Genomic DNA, 21,209 nt, shown 5'->3' with positions numbered 1-21,209 from the left:
ACATTAACAAGGCTATCGCGATGATAGCCTTGTTATTAATTGTTTATTGGAACAAGTTTACAGCCAACGTTTTACCCGAGACTTGTAATCGCTGTACCCTTGGCCAAATATTTTTAATAAGGCCCGCTCCTCTGGAATAATTTGAAACCACGTTAAGTAACAAATAAAGCCAAGTACACACAACAACGCCCACAGTGATGTTAACCACACTCCCCACCCTGCCAATATAAAAGCAAAACCCACATACATTGGATTACGTGAAATTTTGTACACGCCGGTGGTGACCAATGCCGACGCTTGATCTGGTTTACCTGGGTTAACAGTGGTTTTTGCAAAGCGAAAACTAACCACCCCAGCAATACAAAAAATACAGCCTATGCTGAGTAAAATAACCGCAACATAAAAAATAAATGTGGTGAAATCAATCACACTGTAGTGGGCTATTATCGCCATCAGCACAGCAAAAAAAAGTACTACAATAATCGGAGGGATTTTATTATTTAGCATAGTAACCCACTGTCGTTGTTAAAATTGATAAATGCTGTAATTAAATACCCATCACACTGTATCAATGATGAATATTTTGCCAAGCGACAAATAAAGTTACAATTGTCAGCTTCATCATGTAAAGTTTATGGTTATACTTTACTCATTAACTATAAAGGATAAGGGACTAAAATGTCAGGAACAACAATGGTCGTATTGATCGTATTTATCTCTGTTGGGTTTGGAGTAATGTACGATATGTATAAAAAACATTTAGAATTTAAACATCGTACACTCACCGATAACAAAGAATCGAATAATCAAATTGCTGCTGTTACTGCTGAAATGCTTGCATTAAAAGAGCGTGTACAAACACTGGAAGCCATCGTTACCGATCAAAGTTACAGTGTAAAACAGGAAATCAATAAACTGTAAATTTGCCGCGTTTAATCTAGCGATATTTTTTGATAATCATCGAGCACATGTTGAAAATATGTACGGTCTCTGTTCAACATCCGCGTATAGTGCGCAACTAATTGTTGCAGATACAATTCGTGCATTTGCTCAGCATTGTCCCACAGCTGATTGCCAGTAACACTCAACGCAGTGTTACTGGTAAAACTTAGCTGTACCACTTCGTAAAAACGGTTGTTTTCTTGCACCAGTTGCTCTTTGATAAGTCCTAAACCTAACGCCTGTAAACCTTGTCGTAAGGTATAGGTATGATGCACCGGACAAACAATAAAACTGAGTTGTTCACGAAGCTTTTCAGGGCAATTAGCAACCATTTTTTGTACTAGCCTCAGCAGTAATTCTCCACCGACTCCGGCGATAATTATCAGCTGCTTGGCTGATGGCTGCAGCTCAATTGTAGCTACATCCTGACATAATACTTGCCATTGGCAAGCTGCTTGCTGATCACTAAAACGCGTAAGCGTGTGTTCAAGCTCGTCCATTAACGTAGGCACTATATCAACAAAGTTTATTTGCTTGGCAGCTGCCCGCTTTAACAGCGCCATACCAAGCAAACCGTGGTCACAACAACAGTCCCAAATTACATCATACGGCGCGCAGATAAACGAATCGATTGCACTGAGGCGGCTACTTAGTTTCATTTAAAGCTAAACTTGAGCCGTTTTATAGATCAATGCTTTTAAGCTACGGTCGCTATCAACATCAACAAAACCATGGGTCGGCGCTAGGCGCTCTACAAATTCAATCGCATCTTGAGTATGCTCGTCTATCAGCGCTTTAAATGACGCTTCACTTAGCTCTGGACTGTTAGCACATAACAGCAATTGAGTATGGTCATTGAGCAATTCAGGTAAGCGGCGCAGCACTTTTTGATAATCTTTAGTTAAAATAAAACTGCCTTTTTGAAAGCTTGGCGGATCAACAATAATTAAATCAAAAGGGCCAGCCCTTTTAAGTTTACCAAACGACTTTAATATATCGTGCGGTAAAAAGCTCACACCGCGCTCAAAGCCATTCAGTTGATGATTTTGCTTACCGATGCGCAGTACCCCTTTATTCATATCCATGTTGATCACACTATCGGCACCGCCACGCATTGCAGCAACCGAAAACCCACAGGTATATGAAAATAAATTCAATACCTTAGCGTGTTTACTATGGGCTTTAATAAACTCTCGACCACGGCGCATATCCGGGAATATACCGGTATTTTGATGGCTCATTAAATCCACTAAAAACTCACACTCACCTTCTTTAACACTATGCGGGCTCGGTAGTTGACCAAATAACAGTTTATTTTCAGTTTGTTGTCCGCCGCGTTGTTGAAATACCAACGAGGTGATTAATTCTTTAGCGTGTTGTTGTGCCCATTGCCAAAGCTGCTCACTTAATTGCATTAGCGTTTGTGAGTCAACTTCATCGTACGACACTAAAAATAAACACGGTGGGTAAAAGTCGATATTTAGATGACTCAAATGCTCGGTAGTGTGACCGCGGCCATGAAACACACGACAAAGTTCATGGTCTGCTAAGGGCGCACTTTCAAGTGCTGTAATAAGGGGCGTAAAATTATGCATTTTTAATTAACTGTTGTTGTAATTCATGGATTTCATCACGAACGGATGCGGCTTTTTCAAATTCTAAATCACTCGCATACGCATGCATTTTGGTTTCGAGTTGCTTAATTTGCACTGCAATCTCTTTCGCACTCAATACTTGCTTAGATTCTTTACGGATCAGCTGTAAATTGTCTTGCGGTCCAGCACGTTCGCCCACATCCATAATATCGGTGATCTTTTTCAGTAACGCTTGCGGTTCAAGACCATGCTTAATATTGTAAGCATGTTGAATATCGCGACGACGCTGAGTTTCATCAATCGCTTTAGCCATCGATTTAGTAACACGGTCACCGTATAAAATAGCGCGACCATTTAAATGGCGAGCAGCACGACCAATAGTTTGAATAAGTGCACGAGCTGAACGTAAAAAGCCCTCTTTATCAGCATCGAGTATTGCAACTAGCGATACTTCTGGCATATCTAAACCTTCTCGCAGTAAATTAATGCCCACTAACACATCAAACACCCCAGCACGAAAATCACGTATAATTTCAACCCGCTCAACGGTATCGATGTCTGAGTGCAAGTAACGTACTTTCACATCATGCTCAGATAGATAGTCTGTTAAATCTTCAGCCATACGTTTGGTCAATGTGGTTACTAATACACGTTCATCTAGCTCCACGCGTTTATAAATTTCAGACAATAAATCATCTACTTGCGTGGCTACTGGGCGTACTTCAATTTGTGGGTCGAGCAGCCCCGTAGGACGAATAACTTGCTCAGCAATATCATCTCCACAACGTTCAAGTTCAAAATCACCTGGGGTTGCTGATACATAAATTGTTTGCGGTGCTATGGCTTCAAATTCTTCAAAGCGCAGTGGCCGGTTATCCATCGCCGACGGCATACGAAAACCGTATTCCACGAGATTTTCTTTACGGCTACGATCGCCTTTATACATAGCGCCGATTTGCGATACCGTAACGTGAGATTCGTCAATAATCATTAACGCATCTTCAGGAAGATAATCAAGCAAGGTTGGCGGTGGATCGCCCGGCGTGCGGCCAGATAAATATCGGCTGTAGTTTTCGATGCCAGAGCAATAACCAAGCTCGGTCATCATTTCAATATCGTATTGTGTACGTTGTGCCACGCGTTGCTCTTCGACCAGTTTATTAGCACTGAGTAACTGCGCACGACGGTCTTTTAATTCAGCTTTAATATGCTCAACCGCATCAAGAATTTTATCTCTGGGTGTCACATAGTGCGTTTTAGGGTAGATAGTTGCGCGGACTATGTGTTTTTCAACCGCGCCGGTAAGCGGGTCAAAAATACTTAGCCGTTCTATTTCATCATCAAACATTTCTACACGCACTGCAAAAGTGTCTGACTCAGCAGGGAATATATCCACAACTTCACCGCGAACCCGATACGTACCGCGGCTAAAATCAATGTCATTTCGCGTATATTGAATTTCAGCTAGCCGGCGCAACATATCGCGTTGATCAACTTTTTCGCCCACTTTTAACAACAACATCATCTTCATGTATGATTTTGGGTCACCCAAACCATATATAGCCGATACTGATGCCACAATAATTGTATCCCTACGCTCTAATAGCGCTTTAGTAGCACTTAGGCGCATCTGCTCTATGTGTTCGTTTATCGAGGCATCTTTTTCAATAAAGGTATCGCTTGCAACAACATACGCTTCTGGCTGGTAGTAATCATAATACGAGACAAAATATTCAACCGCGTTATGCGGAAAAAACTCTTTCATTTCGCCGTATAACTGCGCTGCTAAGGTTTTATTATGCGCCATGATGATCGTTGGGCGATTCAAATCATTGATAATATTGGCCATGGTATATGTTTTACCAGTACCTGTTGCCCCTAATAAAGTTTGATGAGCTAGTCCGGCTTCTAATCCTTCACATAACTGCGCAATGGCTGTTGGCTGATCCCCTGCAGGTTTAAATTTAGACACCAGTTGAAAATGGTCGCTCATGCTTGGCACTCCTGTACAGCTTGGTTACTGATCATATTCAGCTCTTTGATAAACCATTTATAAGCTATTATTGCAGTAAATAAATTACCCAGCGCTGCGCCGATCAGCAAGCCTGGTAAACCGGCATATAAATTACCAACATAAGCAAATGGAATATAAAAAATAAATAATCGGATCACACTTAAAATTAATGCATTCATTGGTTTGTGTAAGGCATTGAACGATGAATTAGACAAAATAATTATCCCTTGCAAACCGTAACTGAGTGGCAAGGTAAAAATAAATAATTTGATCACATCGATAACCATCTGCTCTTTACCAAACAACTCACTGATCACTCCTGAAAATGCAATTAGCAGTAAATAAATAATAAACTGCCAAATCATCACAAATTTTAATGTTGTGGTATACGCCTCTTTAACACGGTTCAGTTTACCAGCCCCAAAGTTTTGGCTAATAAACGGCGGTAACGTCATCGATAAAGCTAACACCACCAGACTGGCAATTGATTCAATCCGACTGCCGACTCCAAAAGCAGCAACAGCTTCAGGCCCATGATGAGCAACCATGGCAATCATCACCGCCATTGCAACTGGCGTTAACATATTTGCACCTGCCGCTGGCAGACCAATTTTAAGGATTTTTCGAATAGAGCTTAATGGAGTTTGATTATTTGCACTTAGGCTTAGTAAGCCTTTTTTTACTGCTAGCAAATATAAAATAATGACAACGGCTACCGACCATGCAATTACGCTGGCAATCGCAGCGCCTTTAATGCCAAGTGCGGGAATTGGCCCAAAACCAAAAATCAATACAGGGTCGAGCACGGCATTGATAAGCCCCGCTCCGCCCATCACTATGCTAGGCGTTTTAGTGTCACCGCAGGCACGTAATACAGAGTTACCAACCATAGGGGTAATTAAAAATACACTGCCTAAAAACCACACACTCATATACTCATGGATCAGTGGCAGCACCTGCTCCCCTGCTCCTAGCAATTTAAATATCGGGTAAATAAGCAAATAGCCAAATAACGATAAGCATATCACCATAACCACAGCAATTAATAATGCGATGCTGGCATCAAAGCGTGCTTCTTCAATATTATTACTGCCCAGCGCCTTAGCAATCACTGCTGACGTACCGATACCCAAACCAATTGCTAGGCTGATCACAGTAAAGGTTACCGGAAAAGTAAAACTGACAGCCGCTAATGGCTCAGTCCCCAATAAGCTAATAAAAAATGTATCGACAATATTGAACATCATTAACGTGATCATCCCGAAAATCATCGGCACAGTCATTTTTTTCAAGGTCGGTACTATTGGATCGTTTAATAAATCGGGAGCTGAGTTGCTCTGCAAAGTTGCGCACATGGGAATAAATAAACCTCTTTTATTAAGCGTGGTATTTTAAAGCATCAGGGCTTTTCAAGCCACGCATTTATCAAGGGATTATAAATTGATTACAAAAACGCCTAAAAAATATAGAAAAGTGTTCTTTTTACGTGTTTAGTCACAATTTCACTTCGAACCTCTACTAAAAACAATAAAAATACATTTTTATAACCTTTATCACAGAAACATCGCGACTGGCGCTGCATTTTTACACAAAAAATGCGCTAATCGAATCGTTACGAATAAATTTACTCCTCAACCAAGCTCTTTTCAGCTTATTTTTTCAAGTCATTGTTTTAAAATGAGATAAAAAAAATGTTCTAAATGCTTGATATCCTCACAGTGCCCTAAAAATATGGCTCTGCCAACGTTCTTAAAGTTTCATAAACAGAGTTATCCACAGAAACCGTGGATAACTCTTGCAAAGCCACGTTAATAAAGGCGTGCAAAGGGACGACTAAAACATGCTAACGACAATGTTGGCAAATACTAACTTTAGACAATTTGAGTTAAATAGCTCATAAAACATACTTACCCCCTGTACCAATGACCTGTCGCATTTATTTAAACGCTAACCGAACATGAAAAAATCAATCTAACCAAATGAAATAAATCAACATATACATATTTCCTTGCTATTATCATGGGTATTAAGTCGCAAAACTTAGGGTTCAGATCTGTATATCATTTTTTTCTCGGCATTTTTCGTTAACGACTCATTAAATGCATAAGTAAATTTAGTCATTGCGAATTTACGCTTTTATTAGCTAATGTTAAAAAAGTATATTTCATAAATTTATTCGTACAAAAGTAGATAAATGATCACTTTTATAATTTGCTTAGCGGTTAAGTTGTTTGTTTTTTAGCCGCTAAAAACGTAGCTTTATAGCTCATCTCGGTCTACACAACTTAAATAGGGAGAAAAAAGCCATAAAATAGCCAGATCGAACATAAAAACATCTAACAGACTGCTTTTTTTTGTTTATCCGGTTTTATGTGTTGACACTTTGCAGCGCGGTCATTAATATTTCGCCCCGTTGAAAGGCACATACGCTTCCCCCTTAGCTCAGTTGGTTAGAGCGACGGACTGTTAATCCGCAGGTCCCCCGTTCGAGTCGGGGAGGGGGAGCCAGTCTTTTCAAGCATAAACGATTCCCCCTTAGCTCAGTTGGTTAGAGCGACGGACTGTTAATCCGCAGGTCCCCCGTTCGAGTCGGGGAGGGGGAGCCAAGTTTATGAAATATGATTATTGTTCCCCCTTAGCTCAGTTGGTTAGAGCGACGGACTGTTAATCCGCAGGTCCCCCGTTCGAGTCGGGGAGGGGGAGCCAAATCATATAAAATTTAAGTATTGTAGTTCCCCCTTAGCTCAGTTGGTTAGAGCGACGGACTGTTAATCCGCAGGTCCCCCGTTCGAGTCGGGGAGGGGGAGCCAACTTGAATAATCTGTTAGACTTTCCTAAACAATTCCACTACTCTACTAAAATCAAAATATTTCTTTTTAATACACATTTAATAAGTGTAAAATAATTTGATTAATCAAGGATCTGATTCCTTCCCTTTGATCTACTAAAAAGAATAAGACATGGCTGGTTTCAAAAAACTCATATTTATTCAATTATTATCTTGGCTGTTGTTTGCAAGTGTTGGTGGCTATTTTGTTGCGTCAGCGTTTGACAACGCAGTCAGCGATGAACAGTACAAAACGCAATCAGTGGTGAACAATTATATTAGTCAGCATTCTATTGCTGAAATAACACCAGATAAACTTCAGCAAGTGCTTGCTGATGGTAATACTTTTTCTTCATTTATTTTGCGTGATCAGCAAGGTAAAGAACTAATAAATATTCAATCCCCTACTTCATTACCTGTCGTTGCGCAATTAGTAGATACCAGCTTTAACTCTATTCGCCCGCAGTTTGCTGTTAATCAAGCGTCTGATATCAAAGTTGAATTTACTATTAATGCCAATAACCTTGGGTTGATACTACAACAAGCGTTATTTGTTGTTATTTTAGTATCGGGTCTAGTGGCAATTATCCCTATTGTGTTTATGAAAACCATGTTTAGTAAGCTAAATAGAAATATAAGCATGACTGTTGCTGAAGTAATTGATATTTATATCAATGAAAATCAACTCAATAACGGTCTTGAAACGGCAATTAATAACAACAAAATAAAGCAACTAGGCGTTGACTTAGTGCCGAGCTTTAATCGCCTGTCGCACTTTTTACAAAGTAAACATGATGATATTCAAAATGCAGCACAGTCTATCAAGCAAGAAGCCTATAAAGATGTAGTCACTGAACTTGGTAACCGTAATATGTTTGTTGAATATTATGAGAAATACATTGAAAGCAGTGAGAAAAGCACCTTTGGCTCTTTAGCGATGGTTCGTTGTAGCGAATTGCAAGCAATCAACCAAACTCGTGGTTATCAAAAAGGCGATGAATATGTCAAAGCGGTGGCTGATATTATTAAGCATATCAGCGGCACATATACAGGCAGTAAAGTTTTTCGTTTGAATAGCTCAGATTTCGCGATTGTACTGCCTAACACCCCTCTCAAAGAATCTGAACGTTTTGGTGATAACTTACAATCTCGATTTACTCAATACCAACAAACTCAAGAGTTAAGCTCCGTAGCAAACACAGGTATTGTCGCTTATGAAAAAGGCAAACCATTAGGTGAGCTACTTTCAGTGGTAGATAACGCGATGAGCATGGCGCAATCAAAACAAGCTAACGCATGGCATATACAACGCGAAACTGATTTAGTTAATAATGTAAGTGCAGGATTTGGCAATCAAAACTGGCGTAAAGTGATTAATGAAGTCATTGAAGCTGAGCGCGTACATTTGGTAATGCAAAACATTATGCCAATTGGTAAAAGCATGAAGGCCTACGCTGAAATTCAAGTACGCTTTAAAACAACAGAGAACCAAGTATTACCAACCGCTTCATTTTTAGCCATGGCTGAAAAACTTGATATGGCGATGGAAATTGATCAGTTAATCATTAATTCATCACTGGAAAAAATTAAGAGCCGTAATTTCTCTGAAAAGTTCTTTGGTTTGAATGTTACCGCCTCAAGCGCACACAATGATCAGTTTGTGATTTGGCTAGAGCGACGTTTATTAAAAGACACAAATATTGCCTCAAAACTGGTATTCGAAGTGAGTGAATTTGGTTTACAGCAAAATATTAAAGCTAGTAAACGCTTTATAGATATGATCCACCGCGTTGGTGCTCGGATCACGGTAGAACGATTTGGTGTTGGTTTAACCTCGTTTAAGTTCTTCCGTGATTTAAAACCTGATTTTATCAAAATGGATGCAAGTTACACTCGTGGCCTTGAAGAAGATAAAAATAACCAATACTTTATGCGTTTAATGGTCGATCTCGCGCATCGAATTGGTGTTAGTGTTTTTGCTGAGGGTGTTGAAAGCCAAGAAGAAAAACACATTATTGAAACTTTATGTCTTGATGGTGTACAAGGTTATTACATCGAAAAGCCAAAAGATATTTAATCAATCGAAAGGGTGCTGAGCACCTTTTTAGTTTTCTAGTAGTTTATTCTCCCCCTCCCCTGATCTGCTTTATTAGTCCAAATGTCAGTAACTAGGTTAATCTTCATTTATCATGTAATAAAATTCTAAATGCAATTTACTATCATTATTAAATGAGCTGTTTATTTACCTGCTACGTGTTGTTAAACTGCCAATAAAAAAGGATAATGTCGACGTTTATTATAGCTTGAGGCGAACATGACAGAATATGTCTTGCTGTTGATCGGCACAGTACTGGTTAATAACTTTGTGTTAGTACAATTTTTAGGTCTATGCCCGTTTATGGGTGTATCTGGCAAACTAGATACAGCTATTGGCATGTCACTTGCGACCACTTTTGTGTTAACACTTGCCTCTGTAACAAGCTATCTAGTTAATCAATATATCTTGCTCCCACTTGATATCACGTATTTACGTACTCTAAGTTTTATTTTAGTGATTGCAGTGGTGGTTCAGTTTACCGAAATGGTAGTCAGAAAAACTAGCCCAACGCTGTATCGCTTACTCGGTATATTTTTACCTTTGATCACCACAAACTGTGCGGTCTTAGGTGTCGCGTTATTAAATGTCAAAGAAGATCATACGTTTTTACAATCTGCAGTATACGGCTTTGGCGCTGCTGTTGGTTTTTCTATGGTACTGGTTTTATTTGCAGCCCTTCGTGAGCGTTTAACCGCTGCTGACGTACCTACCCCCTTTAAAGGAGCATCAATTGCGATGATCACCGCAGGCTTAATGTCGATGGCCTTTATGGGCTTTACAGGATTAGTGAAGTTTTAACATGACCTTGTTTTATGCCTTGATTGCGCTGGGTTCACTGGCACTTATTTTTGGTTTGATCTTAGGATTTGCAGCCGTGCGCTTTCGTGTGCAAAGTAATCCTATCGTTGAGCAAATTGATACTATATTACCGCAAACACAGTGCGGCCAGTGTGGCTATCCGGGTTGTCGCCCTTACGCTGAGGCAATTGCCAATGGCGATGAAATTAATAAATGCCCACCAGGTGGTGATGCGACAGTAAAAAAATTAGCTGACTTAATGGGTGTTGACGCTAAACCCCTTGCCGGTGGCGAACAAGCTGAGCCGATAAAAACCGTTGCCTATATACGTGAAGATGAATGTATTGGTTGTACCAAATGTATTCAAGCTTGTCCTGTCGATGCCATTGTTGGTGCCACGCGCCAAATGCATACTGTTTTAATTGATGAATGTACGGGTTGTGACTTATGTGTTGAACCTTGTCCTGTTGACTGTATTGATATGCTGCCTGTAGAAACCACTAAGCAAACGTGGAAATGGCAACTAGATGCAATCCCAGTAACACAGATTGATTAAGGGGGACACATGGAAAAGCTAATAGCACAAATAAAACAAGGTAAAGTGTGGCCGTTTCCAGGTGGCATTCATCCACCGGGACAAAAAACAATTTCCAACACTCAAGCAATCACCCGCTTACCTTTGCCTGGCAAACTCGTTGTGCCATTAAAACAACATATCGGTGCGAACGGTCAGCTGATCGTTGATAAAGGTCAACAAGTCCTCAAAGGCCAAGCACTTACCAAACCTATTGCAAATTGGTCTGTGCCAGTACATGCACCTACGTCTGGTATCATTAATGATATTTGCCAAATGCCATCAGCGCATCCATCAGCATTACCTGAATTAAGCGTTATTATTGAGCCTGATGGGCAGGATCAATGGTGTGAATTAGCACCGGTGACTACCCCAAGCCAGCTTTCTCACGAGCAACTTATCGATATTATTCATGACCGTGGTATTGCCGGTATGGGCGGTGCAGGATTCCCAACTTATATTAAAGCAGATAGTCGCAAAGCAATTGAGTATTTTATTGTTAATGCGGTGGAATGTGAGCCCTATATTACTGCTGATGATGTACTAATGCGTGAGCATGCGGCAGACATTATTGCTGGCATAGAGATCATGCAGCAATTGCTTACACCAACACTAACCATTGTTGGTATAGAAGATAACAAACCAGAGGCCATCGCAGCCATGCAGGCAGCGGCTGAGCATAATGACAAAATAATTATTCAAACTGTTCCTACTATTTATCCATCTGGCGGCGAAAAACAATTAATTAAGTTGCTCACCAATAAAGAAGTGCCAAGTGGCGGTATTCCCGCTGATATTGGTGTCTTGGTTCAAAACGTCGGCACTTTATTTGCTGTTCATCAAGCTGTCTATGAAGGTAAGCCACTAATTGAACGAGTAATTACGGTCACGGGTAATACAATCCATAAACCGGGCAATGTATGGGCATTATTGGGCACTGAGATAAAACACTTACTTGATTGCCAAGGCTTTTCACCAGTGCCACAGCAACGTGTTGTAATGGGCGGCCCAATGATGGGCTTTACTTTGCCAACGGTGCGTATTGGTGTAGTAAAAACGACTAACTGTATTTTAGCCCCAGATCATGATGAGCTGGCAGAGCCCGGCCCAGAAAAAGCCTGTATTCGTTGTAGTGCTTGTGCTGATGCCTGCCCTGCCTCACTGTTGCCTCAGCAATTACAATGGTTTGCTAAATCAAAAGAATACGACAAACTGAAAGAGCATAACCTGTTTGATTGCATTGAATGCGGTGCTTGTGCATATGTGTGCCCAAGTGAAATTCCGCTGGTGCAGTATTACCGTGTGGCTAAAGTTGAAATAAAAGAACAGCAAGCTGAGCAAGTTAAAGCTGAACGTGCGAAAGAACGCTTTGAACTTCGAAAACAACGCCTAGAACGCGAGCAAGAAGCACGACAAAACCGTCATAAACGCAAACCAGCGGCTGAAAAATCGGCTGACGAAAAACAAAAAATTGCCGATGCCCTAGCACGCGTTAAAAATAAACCAGCAAAAGGCGACGAAAAATCAGCCGTCGCTGCTGCAATTGCTCGCGCTAAAGCTAAAAAACAAAATCAAGATACAGAGCTTGAACCAGATAATAGTGACGTAGCATTAGAGCGCGCTGCGCGCAAAGAGCAAGCTCGTAAATACAAAGAGCAAAAAGCCGCAAGCAATACAGCGGCTGATCCTGATGATAAAAAGTCAGCCGTGGCCGCTGCAATTGCCCGTGCTAAAGCTAAAAAGGCCGCCGCATCTGAAAGTGACAATGAATCTACTTCAGCGCCTGCCGACGATAAAAAAGCCGCTGTCGCTGCTGCCATCGCTCGTGCAAAAGCGAAAAAGGCAGCACAAGCAGTAAGCGTAGAAAACGACAACTCTGAAAGTGAAGTCGCTACAGCCTCACCTGCCGATAATAAAAAAGCCGCTGTCGCTGCTGCCATTGCTCGTGCAAAAGCGAAAAAGGCAGCACCAGCAGTAAGCGTAGAAAACGACGATGCTGAAAGTGAAATCACTACAGCCTCACCTGCTGATGATAAAAAAGCCGCTGTCGCTGCCGCCATTGCCCGCGCGAAAGCGAAAAAGGCTGCAAAAGCTGAACAAGCAGCAAGCGTAGAAAACGACAACTCTGAAAGTGAAGTCACTACAGCCTCACCTGCCGATAATAAAAAAGCCGCTGTCGCTGCCGCCATTGCCCGTGCCAAGGCTAAAAAATTACAACAAGAAGGAAGTGATCAGTAATGAAGCTAACGATGGCCAGTTCGCCGCATAGCCACAGTCATAAATCACTTAGCAGGTTGATGCAAACAGTGATTTTAGCCTGTATTCCTGGACTTATCGCACAACTGTATTTGTTTGGTACGGGTGTATTGATCCAGCTAATTTTAGCGTTAGTCACGGCCAGTCTCAGTGAAGCTATTATTATGCGTATTCGTAACCGTCCAGTGTGGTCGACTCTTAGCGATGGCAGTGCATGGCTTACCGCGGTCTTATTAGCATTAAGTATTCCGCCACTCGCCCCATGGTGGGTTATTGTGATCGGTAGCTTTTTTGCCATCGTCATTGTTAAACAGCTCTATGGTGGCCTTGGTTTCAATTTATTTAACCCTGCCATGGCCGCATACGTGTTATTGCTTATTTCGTTCCCTGTGCAAATGACCACTTGGATGCCAGTTAGTGACTTGCTCGCGGACCGAATTAGTCTTACTCAACAGCTTAGCGTTATTTTTAATGGCTTTACCAGTGCCGGTTTTAGTGTTGATCAACTTAGAGTTGGCGTTGATGGCGTAACAATGGCAACTCCGTTGGATACCATCAAGACTGATATCGCCCATGGTTTAACCGTATCTGAAAGCATGCAAGCCGCTATTTTTAATAGTTGGCTAGGACAAGGTTGGGGCTGGGTAAATCTTGGCTTTTTAATCGGTGGCTTATATCTTATTAAAGCCAAAGTTATAAATTGGCATATCCCAGTTGGTGTACTTGCATCAATTGCTGTGTGCAGCGCAATTGGTTATATCGCAGCACCTGGTACTGAGCCTGGTATGATATTTCATTTATTTAGTGGCGCAACCATGTTAGGAGCCTTCTTTATTGCCACCGATCCCGTGTCAGCAGCAACCACTAATCGCGGCCGGTTAATCTACGGCGCATTGATTGGTTTATTAGTTTATTTGATCCGTACTTTTGGCGGTTACCCAGATGCCATGGCCTTTGCTGTGTTACTACTCAATATGGCCGTGCCACTGATAGACTATTACACTCAACCACGTACTTATGGCCATGGGGTGAATAAATGATTATTTCATCAATGACAAAAAATGGCGCTATTTTAGCTCTGTTTGCCCTGCTCACTACCGGCGCTGTTGGTATTATCCATAACCTCACGGCTGACAGTATTGCAGAGCAAGAGCGCAAACAACTTTCATTACAACTACAAGATGTACTCGCCCCTAATTTTTACGATAATACTCTTTATCAAGATTGTGCCATCATTGATGATCCACTACTTGGTAATAAACCACAAACCGTTTATCGTGCTCGCAAGAGTGGCCAACCTGTTGCTTTAGTAATGCGCCACGTAACGCCAAAAGGTTATAGCGGCGATATAAGTTTATTAACTGCCGTATTTGCAAACGGTGACGTTGCCGGAGTACGTGTTACTAAACACGAAGAAACGCCTGGTCTTGGTGATAAAGTAGAAATGAAAAAATCTCTTTGGATCACCTCATTTAAAGATAAAACTGTCCTTGATGACGACGATACTCGCTGGGCAGTAAAAAAAGATGGCGGAGACTTTGATCAATTCACTGGCGCTACCATTACACCACGCGCCGTGGTTGGCTCAGTAAAACACGCGGTGTTATTCTCAAAAAACAATTTCGATGCGGTATTTAGTGCTGATAACGCATGCCAAGTAGGTGAACCATGAGCCAATTAAAAGAACTGTTTAACGAAGGGATGTGGAAAAACAACCCTGCCCTCGTGCAATTACTCGGTTTATGCCCCTTGCTGGCCGTCACATCAACGATAACCAATGCGATGGGTCTCGGTTTAGCCACTCTGCTGGTATTAGTTGGCTCGAACGTGACAATTTCTGCGGTGCGTAATTTCGTGCCAAAAGATATCCGTATTCCTGTATTTGTGATGTTTATCGCAGGCTTTGTCACCATAGTGCAGCTATTAATGAATGCTTATACGTTTGGCTTATATCAATCGCTGGGAATCTTTATTCCACTGATAGTTACTAACTGCGCTATTATCGGCCGCGCTGAAGCATATGCCTCTAAGAACCCGATTCATTTATCAGCGTTTGACGGTTTAATGATGGGCTCAGGCTTTATGGTAGTGCTGGTTGTACTTGGGGCAATGCGTGAGCTGATCGGCCAAGGCACCTTATTTGATGGCGCCGATTTACTCCTGGGCTCATGGGCATCAGTGTTACGCATTGAAGTATTTAGTTTTGATAATCAATTTTTACTCGCTATTTTACCACCCGGTGCATTTTTAGGTTTAGGCTTACTGATTGCTGCTAAAAATGTCATTGACGCACAAATAAAAGCAAAGCAAGTTACACCACCAGCGGCCGAAAAAGGCCCTCGAGCAAGGGTCACCAGTTTAACTTAAAGGGAAGCGCGCAGTAGTTACTGTACGTTTAAGTTGCATGAATAAAGAAAAACGATACGAAATACTCTCTCGCTTGCGCGAGCAAAACCCACATCCAGAAACCGAGCTTGAATATTCAAGCCCGTTTGAGCTATTAGTTGCTGTAACACTATCAGCACAAGCAACCGATGTTGGGGTAAATAAAGCTACCCGAAAGCTCTTTCCGGTTGCTAATACACCGCAAGCGATTTTAGATTTAGGCCACGATAAACTTCGCGATTATATTAAAACCATCGGTTTATTTAATTCCAAAGCTGCGAATGTTTACAAAATGTGCCAAATTTTAGTAGATAAACACAACAGCATAGTCCCTGAAAATCGTGAAGCCCTAGAAGCCCTACCCGGCGTTGGCCGTAAAACGGCTAATGTAGTGCTCAACACTGCATTCGGCTGGCCGACCATCGCTGTAGACACCCATATTGACCGCGTATCAAACCGCACTAAATTTGCCATGGGTAAGAACGTGGTTGAAGTTGAGAAAAAGCTTCTAAAGGTTGTACCAGCTGAATTTAAAGTCGATGTACATCATTGGCTGATTCTACACGGACGTTATACTTGTACCGCCCGCAAACCAAAATGTGGAAGTTGTATTATTGAAGACTTGTGTGAATTTAAAGACAAGACTGAGTGATAAAATCTGTTAGTAACAAATTACAAAAGCACTATAAATCAACTCAATAACATCTAAAACTTTAGGAGGCTAATACCCAGACCTCCTAAAGACCTACTATATAGCGCTATTTAATGACCAAATTGAACACGAATACCAGCGTTGACAGTAAAGCCATCATTACGTGACCAAATATCTGTCGTCCATCGCCCGCTTGGCTCTTGCGTTGGTAATAAAAGTGACTCATCTTCTGTTTGACGTATATTAAGTAGATTTTCTGCATTTAAGAAGTAACTCACTTTACCAATCGTTATTTGACCAAGTAAGCCTAGATGCCAATAAGCATCGCTATGGTTACGGTAAGGGTTACCTTCTAAGCGCTGTGTGCCGGTGTAATAAGCTTCAAAACCGACTAAATGACTACCGTGCTCCTCCCACATAATCACTGCGCCTGCTGAATGTTTCGGTGTTAGTGCAAGTGACTCTCGGCCTTTGCCAGTTTCATTTTGCTTAGTTGCGTCGGTGTATAAATAACTACCTGTGAACTTTAGGTCTCGCCAGCGATAACGAAGTAAAAGTTCTGCTCCCCTAATTTCACTTTGTCCAGAAGCATTGACTAAACGTACTTGTTTATCAGACGTTGTTTCGGTTGGACTAATGACTTCAAGCTCAGTGACATTATCAACGTCAGAAGCAAATAAAGTGAGACTGGTTTCAATACTATCAAACACATAACTGATGTCGATTGACGCCGTTGTTGCTTGCTCTTCTTCAATATTATCAAGTGGTGCTAGGCGAGATAAACCTACATCCTCAATATCTTCTATAAACGGTGTTGGTGCAAAAAAACCTTCTCCGTAAGAGCCTCGAATAACCCAATCTTTAGGTTTATATAACATCGAAACCCGAGGGCTAAACTGTGTGCCATATTCGCTATGCCAATCGGTACGCGCACTAAGTGACATGGAGATATCGTCAGTCGCTTCATAATCAACTTGCGAGAATAATCCCGGGACTTGGTAGCTATAGTTAAATTCTGAGAAGTCTTCTGAGTCAAAACGGTCTGATTGATAAGCTCCCCCAACAAGCCATGCTATTTTATCGTTATACCCTGCGATACTTGATTCGACTAAATAACTTTCGTGGACATCATTTTCTTCAACTATGCCGTAAACATGATCGTGATCTTGGCGCATAGCCGAGCCACGAACGTTTAGGTTAAGCACCTCTCCAAGCGGTTGGTCAAAGATAAAACCACTATCAAGCCTCAGTGAATCTTGGCTTTGAATAAATGAATTGCCGTCGGGCATTGTTGCGCCCTCTTCAGTGCCGCCTTCTCGTTCTTCTTTCATTGCTCCAAATGTAAGGTACAAGTTAGCGCCGCTTTCACTTTCCCAATAAACACGAGGGCGAATAGTGGCACGTTTATACGCAGCCATATCAAGCCAACCGTCATCATCCAAATCTTGCTGTTCTTGGTTGTGTAAGCCCGTGGTTACTGATGCGCTGATAGTCTCATTAACCGGAGAAGCAAAGTATGAGGTGATGTCTTGGCCGTTTTTAGATGTCGCATTTAATAGCACTTCGCCTTCAAATTCATCAGACGGCGTACGAGAAATTAAATTAATCACTCCACCAAGTGCTGAGCCACCATACAGCGATGATGCCGATCCTTTGATGATCTCAACATTAGCCAGATCTGTCGGCGGTATTTGTAGCAAACCTATTGATGCGGTTTGGCCACCATATAATGGTAAGCCGTCACTGAGTAACTGGGTATAGCGTCCATACAAACTTTGCAATCGAATATTCGCGCTACCTAAAGCTGGAGAGGTATTTTGTACGCGTACACCGCCCGTTTCGGCAACTAACATCGAGATATTACCCGGTCTCATTAAGGCTTTTTCTTGGACTTCTTCACCATTAATAATTTCTGTACGAGTGGCTGATTCAGTTACAATACGGCCAAGGCGTGATGCGGTTACTTGAATTTTTTCAATCTTCTTTTCGTCATGTTCATGATGATGTTCTCCTTCACTCGCATAAGAAATTGAAGGAGCGAACAGCACAGCGAGTACTACTTTGAAATATTTGGTCAGCATTTTTTACCTCAAATAATGCTAAAAACTGTGAATTAATCACAATTTAAAAGAATTGTTTATGTTTTTTAATGTGGATGTAACTAGTTTTATATTGGCTCTGAGGTAAAAATTGGCGGCCGATAAAGAGATGTAGCAGTAAAGAATGTCGCTTGAGTAGAGAGCAAGTTCAGTGACTCACTGATAACCACTAACTCAGATAGAGGTAGGTTACTATATAAATAAAGCATAGAAGCACAAGCATTTGCTGGGCAAATACATTCATTTTCGCAACATTCAACGTCACAACAATCATCTTCTGAAGCACTTTTTGCCGACGAATGTTCGGTGCTAAAAGGTTGGAGTTGAGTGCTTGTTTGAAGTTCAGAGATACTGTCATACGACGTCATTAACGAATAAGCCATTGTTTGCCCAACAAAGGCAACTAATAGGATTATCATAAATAACAATTGTGACAATGATTTAAACATAAGTATCTCTAACAAGAATCGTGGCTATTGTAGGTGGTTTTAGGCTATAAGTGAAGAGGTGGTTTGGGTATCTATACTTCTTGCGCACTACTTATTCACCTTTATTATCTTTCGGCTGGCCGACCATCGCTGTAGACACGCATATTGACCGCGTATCTAACCGTACCAAATTTGCGATGGGTAAAAATGTAGTTGAGGTTGAACACAAGCTTGAAAAAGTGATCACAAAAGAATTTAAAGTAGACGTACACCACTGGCTTATTCTTCACGGGCGTTATACCTGTGTGGCCCGCAAACCAAAATGCGGTAGCTGTATTATTGAAGACTTGTGTGAGTTTAAAGAAAAGACTGATTAGATAAATACCAAAATCTATCAATAGCACAGGCTCATTTTTCGATATCCTTTAACTAAGTTTGAATAAAATCTTTTTATGCGAACAAATGTATTAGCAATTATTAGAACATTTTCAAAGTATTAATTTCACAAGCGTCAATCCTTTAGTTATGCTGTTGAGCATTATGAAATTTTATTGCGAGAATTCTTATGTTGCCTATACTTCGTATCTTGTTAATTGAGCAAGACCCCGCCACCTTGCAAGAGCTTTCTACTAATCTGTCGAAAACCATCCCAAATTTTGAGCGAGATGATATTCACATTGATATCATTGAACATCTCGAGCTTAAGCAAGCACTAGAATGTGTTGAAGAAGATGGCGATATTCAGGCCGTGGTACTTAGTTGGGATTTACAAAATAAGGTTGGCGAACGCACTTATAGTCGCTTTATCGAGCAGTTAAAGGGGATCCGCCTTGAGTTGCCCGTTTATGTTATTGGCGATGATACGAAAGGGCTTGAAATAGTTAATGAGTCGGAGGAGATTGAGTCTTTCTTTTTTAAAGATGAGGTGATTTCTGATCCTGAAGCAATTTTAGGCTATATGATCAACGATTTCGATGACCGCTCAGAAACCCCATTTTGGACGGCGTATCGCCGTTATGTTGGCGAAGCAAACGATTCTTGGCATACACCGGGTCACAGCGGCGGCTCCAGCTTTAGAAATTCCCCTTATATTAAAGATTTTTATCAGTTTTATGGTCGTAATGTCTTCGTTGGCGATCTGTCTGTTTCAGTCGATTCGTTAGGTTCATTGTCAGATAGCACCAATACCATTGGCCGTGCCCAAGAGTCAGCAGCGGCGACGTTTGAGGTTAAGCATACCTATTTCGTTACCAATGGGTCGTCTACCTCAAATAAAATCATCTTACAGACATTGCTGCGCAAGGGCGATAAAGTGATCATCGACCGCAATTGCCATAAATCTGTGCACTATGGCATTTTACAATCAGCGAGTTTACCTGTTTATTTGTCGAGTATTTTAAATCCAAAATATGGCATCTTCGCGCCGCCGTCGTTGGCCGACATTAAACAGGCGATAGAACAAAATACCGATGCAAAATTGCTGGTTCTCACCGGTTGTACTTACGATGGTCTGCTGAGCGATCTGAAACAAGTGGTCGAGTTTGCCCATCAACATGGTATTAAAGTATTTATTGACGAAGCCTGGTTTGCTTATTCCCTTTTCCATCCTAGCTTGCGTTATTATTCAGCAATCCATGCTGGCGCTGACTACGTCACTCATTCAGCGCATAAAGTGGTATCGGCATTTTCTCAAGCGTCTTACATTCATGTTAATGACCCTGATTTCGATGCCGACTTCTTTCGCGAAATTTACAGTATTTACGCCAGTACATCGCCTAAATATCAGCTAATCGCCTCTCTTGATGTGTGCCAAAAGCAGTTAGAGATGGAAGGCTATAAGCTACTCAATGCTTTGTTGAACCATGTGGAAGAATTTAAACAACAGATGGCGTCACTCAAGCAGATTAAAGTTCTTGGTAAAGAAGACTTTATGGAAATATTTCCACACTTTAGTGGTGATAACATGGGTCACGATCCGCTAAAAATTCTCATCGATATTAGCGAATTACCTTATTCATTAAAGGATATTCATAAATACCTGCTGGATGAAATTGGCCTAGAAATAGAGAAGTACACTCACAGTACCATTTTGGTGTTACTGACTCTTGGCGGCACGCGCTCAAAAATAATTCGCCTTTACAATGCGCTGAAGAAACTCGACAGCGGTAAAGTGAAGTTGTCAAAATCGACGCGACGATCTCGCTTGCCTGAGAATCTACCAGCAATAGACCTTGCGTGTATTCCAAGTGATGCTTTTTATGGTGAGCGCGAATCTGTGCCTATCGCTAAAAGTAACAACCGTATTTGTGCCGGTTTAGTTACCCCCTATCCACCAGGCATTCCGCTTTTGGTGCCTGGGCAGCATATTACTGAGGAACATATAGACTATCTAAAAGAGTTAGCTGGGCAAGGTTTGACGATTCAGGGGAGTTTTGATGGTGAAATCTATGTTCTTAAGGGTAAAGTTAAACAGTAAAGGCTGTCGTTTAACCCCAGTTTAGAGTTTAAAAAAGCCGCGATCATTTTATGAATGTCCGCGGC

17 protein-coding genes, 4 tRNA genes and 1 pseudogene are annotated in these 21,209 nt (G+C 41.4%); 15 read left to right on the top strand and 7 right to left on the bottom strand.

Annotated elements, in window-relative coordinates; all coding sequences use genetic code 11:
• Window positions 1–57: 57 nt before the first annotated feature.
• Complete coding sequence (locus tag HHO47_RS05140; RefSeq protein ID WP_169019313.1) at window positions 58–507, bottom strand: methyltransferase family protein; 450 nt, start codon at window positions 505–507, stop codon at window positions 58–60.
• Window positions 508–678: 171 nt separating this feature from the next.
• Between HHO47_RS05140 and HHO47_RS05135 the strand changes: the two genes are divergently transcribed.
• Window positions 679–921 carry a hypothetical protein gene (locus tag HHO47_RS05135; protein ID WP_169019312.1) on the top strand — a complete coding sequence of 81 codons (243 nt, stop codon included), beginning with the start codon at window positions 679–681 and terminating at the stop codon, window positions 919–921.
• Between the two features lie 11 nt (window positions 922–932).
• Here HHO47_RS05135 and HHO47_RS05130 read toward each other — a convergent pair whose 3' ends face one another.
• The 4 genes from HHO47_RS05130 to HHO47_RS05115 are packed head-to-tail and all read right to left on the bottom strand — an operon-like array spanning window position 933 to window position 5,906.
• Window positions 933–1,601: a tRNA (adenine(22)-N(1))-methyltransferase gene (locus tag HHO47_RS05130; RefSeq protein ID WP_169019311.1), complete on the bottom strand. Its 669-nt coding sequence runs from the start codon at window positions 1,599–1,601 to the stop codon at window positions 933–935.
• A gap of 6 nt (window positions 1,602–1,607) precedes the next feature.
• The gene (locus HHO47_RS05125; RefSeq protein WP_169019310.1) at window positions 1,608–2,537 is read right to left on the bottom strand and encodes a class I SAM-dependent methyltransferase; all 930 of its coding nucleotides are present in this window, start codon (window positions 2,535–2,537) and stop codon (window positions 1,608–1,610) included.
• Window positions 2,530–4,530, bottom strand: coding sequence for an excinuclease ABC subunit UvrB (gene uvrB, locus HHO47_RS05120; protein ID WP_169019309.1), 2,001 nt, complete (start codon window positions 4,528–4,530; stop codon window positions 2,530–2,532). The genes HHO47_RS05125 and uvrB overlap by 8 nt, the downstream gene beginning before the upstream one ends.
• Complete coding sequence (locus HHO47_RS05115; protein WP_169019308.1) at window positions 4,527–5,906, bottom strand: MATE family efflux transporter; 1,380 nt, start codon at window positions 5,904–5,906, stop codon at window positions 4,527–4,529. Before HHO47_RS05115 ends, uvrB begins: the two co-directional genes overlap by 4 nt.
• A gap of 1,076 nt (window positions 5,907–6,982) precedes the next feature.
• On the opposite strand from HHO47_RS05115, the gene HHO47_RS05110 reads away from it, so the two are divergent.
• From HHO47_RS05110 to nth, 12 genes are all read left to right on the top strand, one after another.
• Window positions 6,983–7,059 (top strand) — tRNA-Asn (locus HHO47_RS05110).
• 21 nt (window positions 7,060–7,080) lie between these two features.
• Window positions 7,081–7,157: transfer RNA gene (locus HHO47_RS05105), tRNA-Asn, on the top strand.
• A 23-nt stretch (window positions 7,158–7,180) separates the two neighbouring features.
• A tRNA-Asn gene (locus HHO47_RS05100) sits at window positions 7,181–7,257 on the top strand.
• A 27-nt stretch (window positions 7,258–7,284) separates the two neighbouring features.
• Window positions 7,285–7,361 (top strand) — tRNA-Asn (locus HHO47_RS05095).
• Between the two features lie 150 nt (window positions 7,362–7,511).
• Window positions 7,512–9,455, top strand: coding sequence for an EAL domain-containing protein (locus HHO47_RS05090; protein ID WP_169019307.1), 1,944 nt, complete (start codon window positions 7,512–7,514; stop codon window positions 9,453–9,455).
• Between the two features lie 237 nt (window positions 9,456–9,692).
• Window positions 9,693–10,274 carry an electron transport complex subunit RsxA gene (gene rsxA / locus HHO47_RS05085; protein ID WP_169019306.1) on the top strand — a complete coding sequence of 194 codons (582 nt, stop codon included), beginning with the start codon at window positions 9,693–9,695 and terminating at the stop codon, window positions 10,272–10,274.
• A 1-nt stretch (window position 10,275) separates the two neighbouring features.
• Complete coding sequence (gene rsxB / locus HHO47_RS05080) at window positions 10,276–10,830, top strand: electron transport complex subunit RsxB (RefSeq protein ID WP_169019305.1); 555 nt, start codon at window positions 10,276–10,278, stop codon at window positions 10,828–10,830.
• 9 nt (window positions 10,831–10,839) lie between these two features.
• Window positions 10,840–13,086, top strand: coding sequence for an electron transport complex subunit RsxC (gene rsxC / locus HHO47_RS05075; RefSeq protein WP_169019304.1), 2,247 nt, complete (start codon window positions 10,840–10,842; stop codon window positions 13,084–13,086).
• Window positions 13,086–14,144, top strand: a complete 1,059-nt coding sequence (gene rsxD / locus HHO47_RS05070) for an electron transport complex subunit RsxD (protein WP_169019303.1) — start codon at window positions 13,086–13,088, stop codon at window positions 14,142–14,144. The genes rsxC and rsxD overlap by 1 nt, the downstream gene beginning before the upstream one ends.
• Window positions 14,141–14,776, top strand: a complete 636-nt coding sequence (gene rsxG, locus HHO47_RS05065) for an electron transport complex subunit RsxG (protein WP_169019302.1) — start codon at window positions 14,141–14,143, stop codon at window positions 14,774–14,776. The genes rsxD and rsxG overlap by 4 nt, the downstream gene beginning before the upstream one ends.
• A complete protein-coding gene (locus HHO47_RS05060) occupies window positions 14,773–15,471 on the top strand; it encodes an electron transport complex subunit E (RefSeq protein WP_169019301.1) in 699 nt (232 codons plus the stop codon). Before rsxG ends, HHO47_RS05060 begins: the two co-directional genes overlap by 4 nt.
• Before the next feature lie 37 nt (window positions 15,472–15,508).
• The gene (gene nth, locus HHO47_RS05055) at window positions 15,509–16,141 is read left to right on the top strand and encodes an endonuclease III (RefSeq protein WP_169019300.1); all 633 of its coding nucleotides are present in this window, start codon (window positions 15,509–15,511) and stop codon (window positions 16,139–16,141) included.
• Between the two features lie 110 nt (window positions 16,142–16,251).
• Here the strand turns inward: nth and HHO47_RS05050 are convergent, their stop codons facing one another.
• Window positions 16,252–18,222, bottom strand: a complete 1,971-nt coding sequence (locus HHO47_RS05050; RefSeq protein WP_169019299.1) for a TonB-dependent receptor plug domain-containing protein — start codon at window positions 18,220–18,222, stop codon at window positions 16,252–16,254.
• Window positions 18,223–18,308: 86 nt separating this feature from the next.
• A complete protein-coding gene (locus HHO47_RS05045; protein ID WP_169019298.1) occupies window positions 18,309–18,689 on the bottom strand; it encodes a hypothetical protein in 381 nt (126 codons plus the stop codon).
• Window positions 18,690–18,796: 107 nt separating this feature from the next.
• On the opposite strand from HHO47_RS05045, the pseudogene HHO47_RS05040 reads away from it, so the two are divergent.
• Together HHO47_RS05040 and HHO47_RS05035 are read left to right on the top strand one after the other, a co-directional pair.
• Window positions 18,797–19,045 (top strand): annotated as a pseudogene (locus HHO47_RS05040) (endonuclease III); the annotation flags it as partial.
• Between the two features lie 188 nt (window positions 19,046–19,233).
• The gene (locus HHO47_RS05035; protein ID WP_169019297.1) at window positions 19,234–21,144 is read left to right on the top strand and encodes an aminotransferase class I/II-fold pyridoxal phosphate-dependent enzyme; all 1,911 of its coding nucleotides are present in this window, start codon (window positions 19,234–19,236) and stop codon (window positions 21,142–21,144) included.
• Window positions 21,145–21,209 lie beyond the last annotated feature (65 nt).

The sequence above is a fragment of the Pseudoalteromonas arctica genome (assembly GCF_012927645.1).
In the GTDB taxonomy this organism is placed as follows: Bacteria; Pseudomonadota; Gammaproteobacteria; order Enterobacterales; family Alteromonadaceae; genus Pseudoalteromonas; species Pseudoalteromonas arctica_A.
The sequence above is the reverse complement of the archived record's forward strand: the minus strand, read 5'-3'. Positions and strand labels throughout refer to the sequence as shown.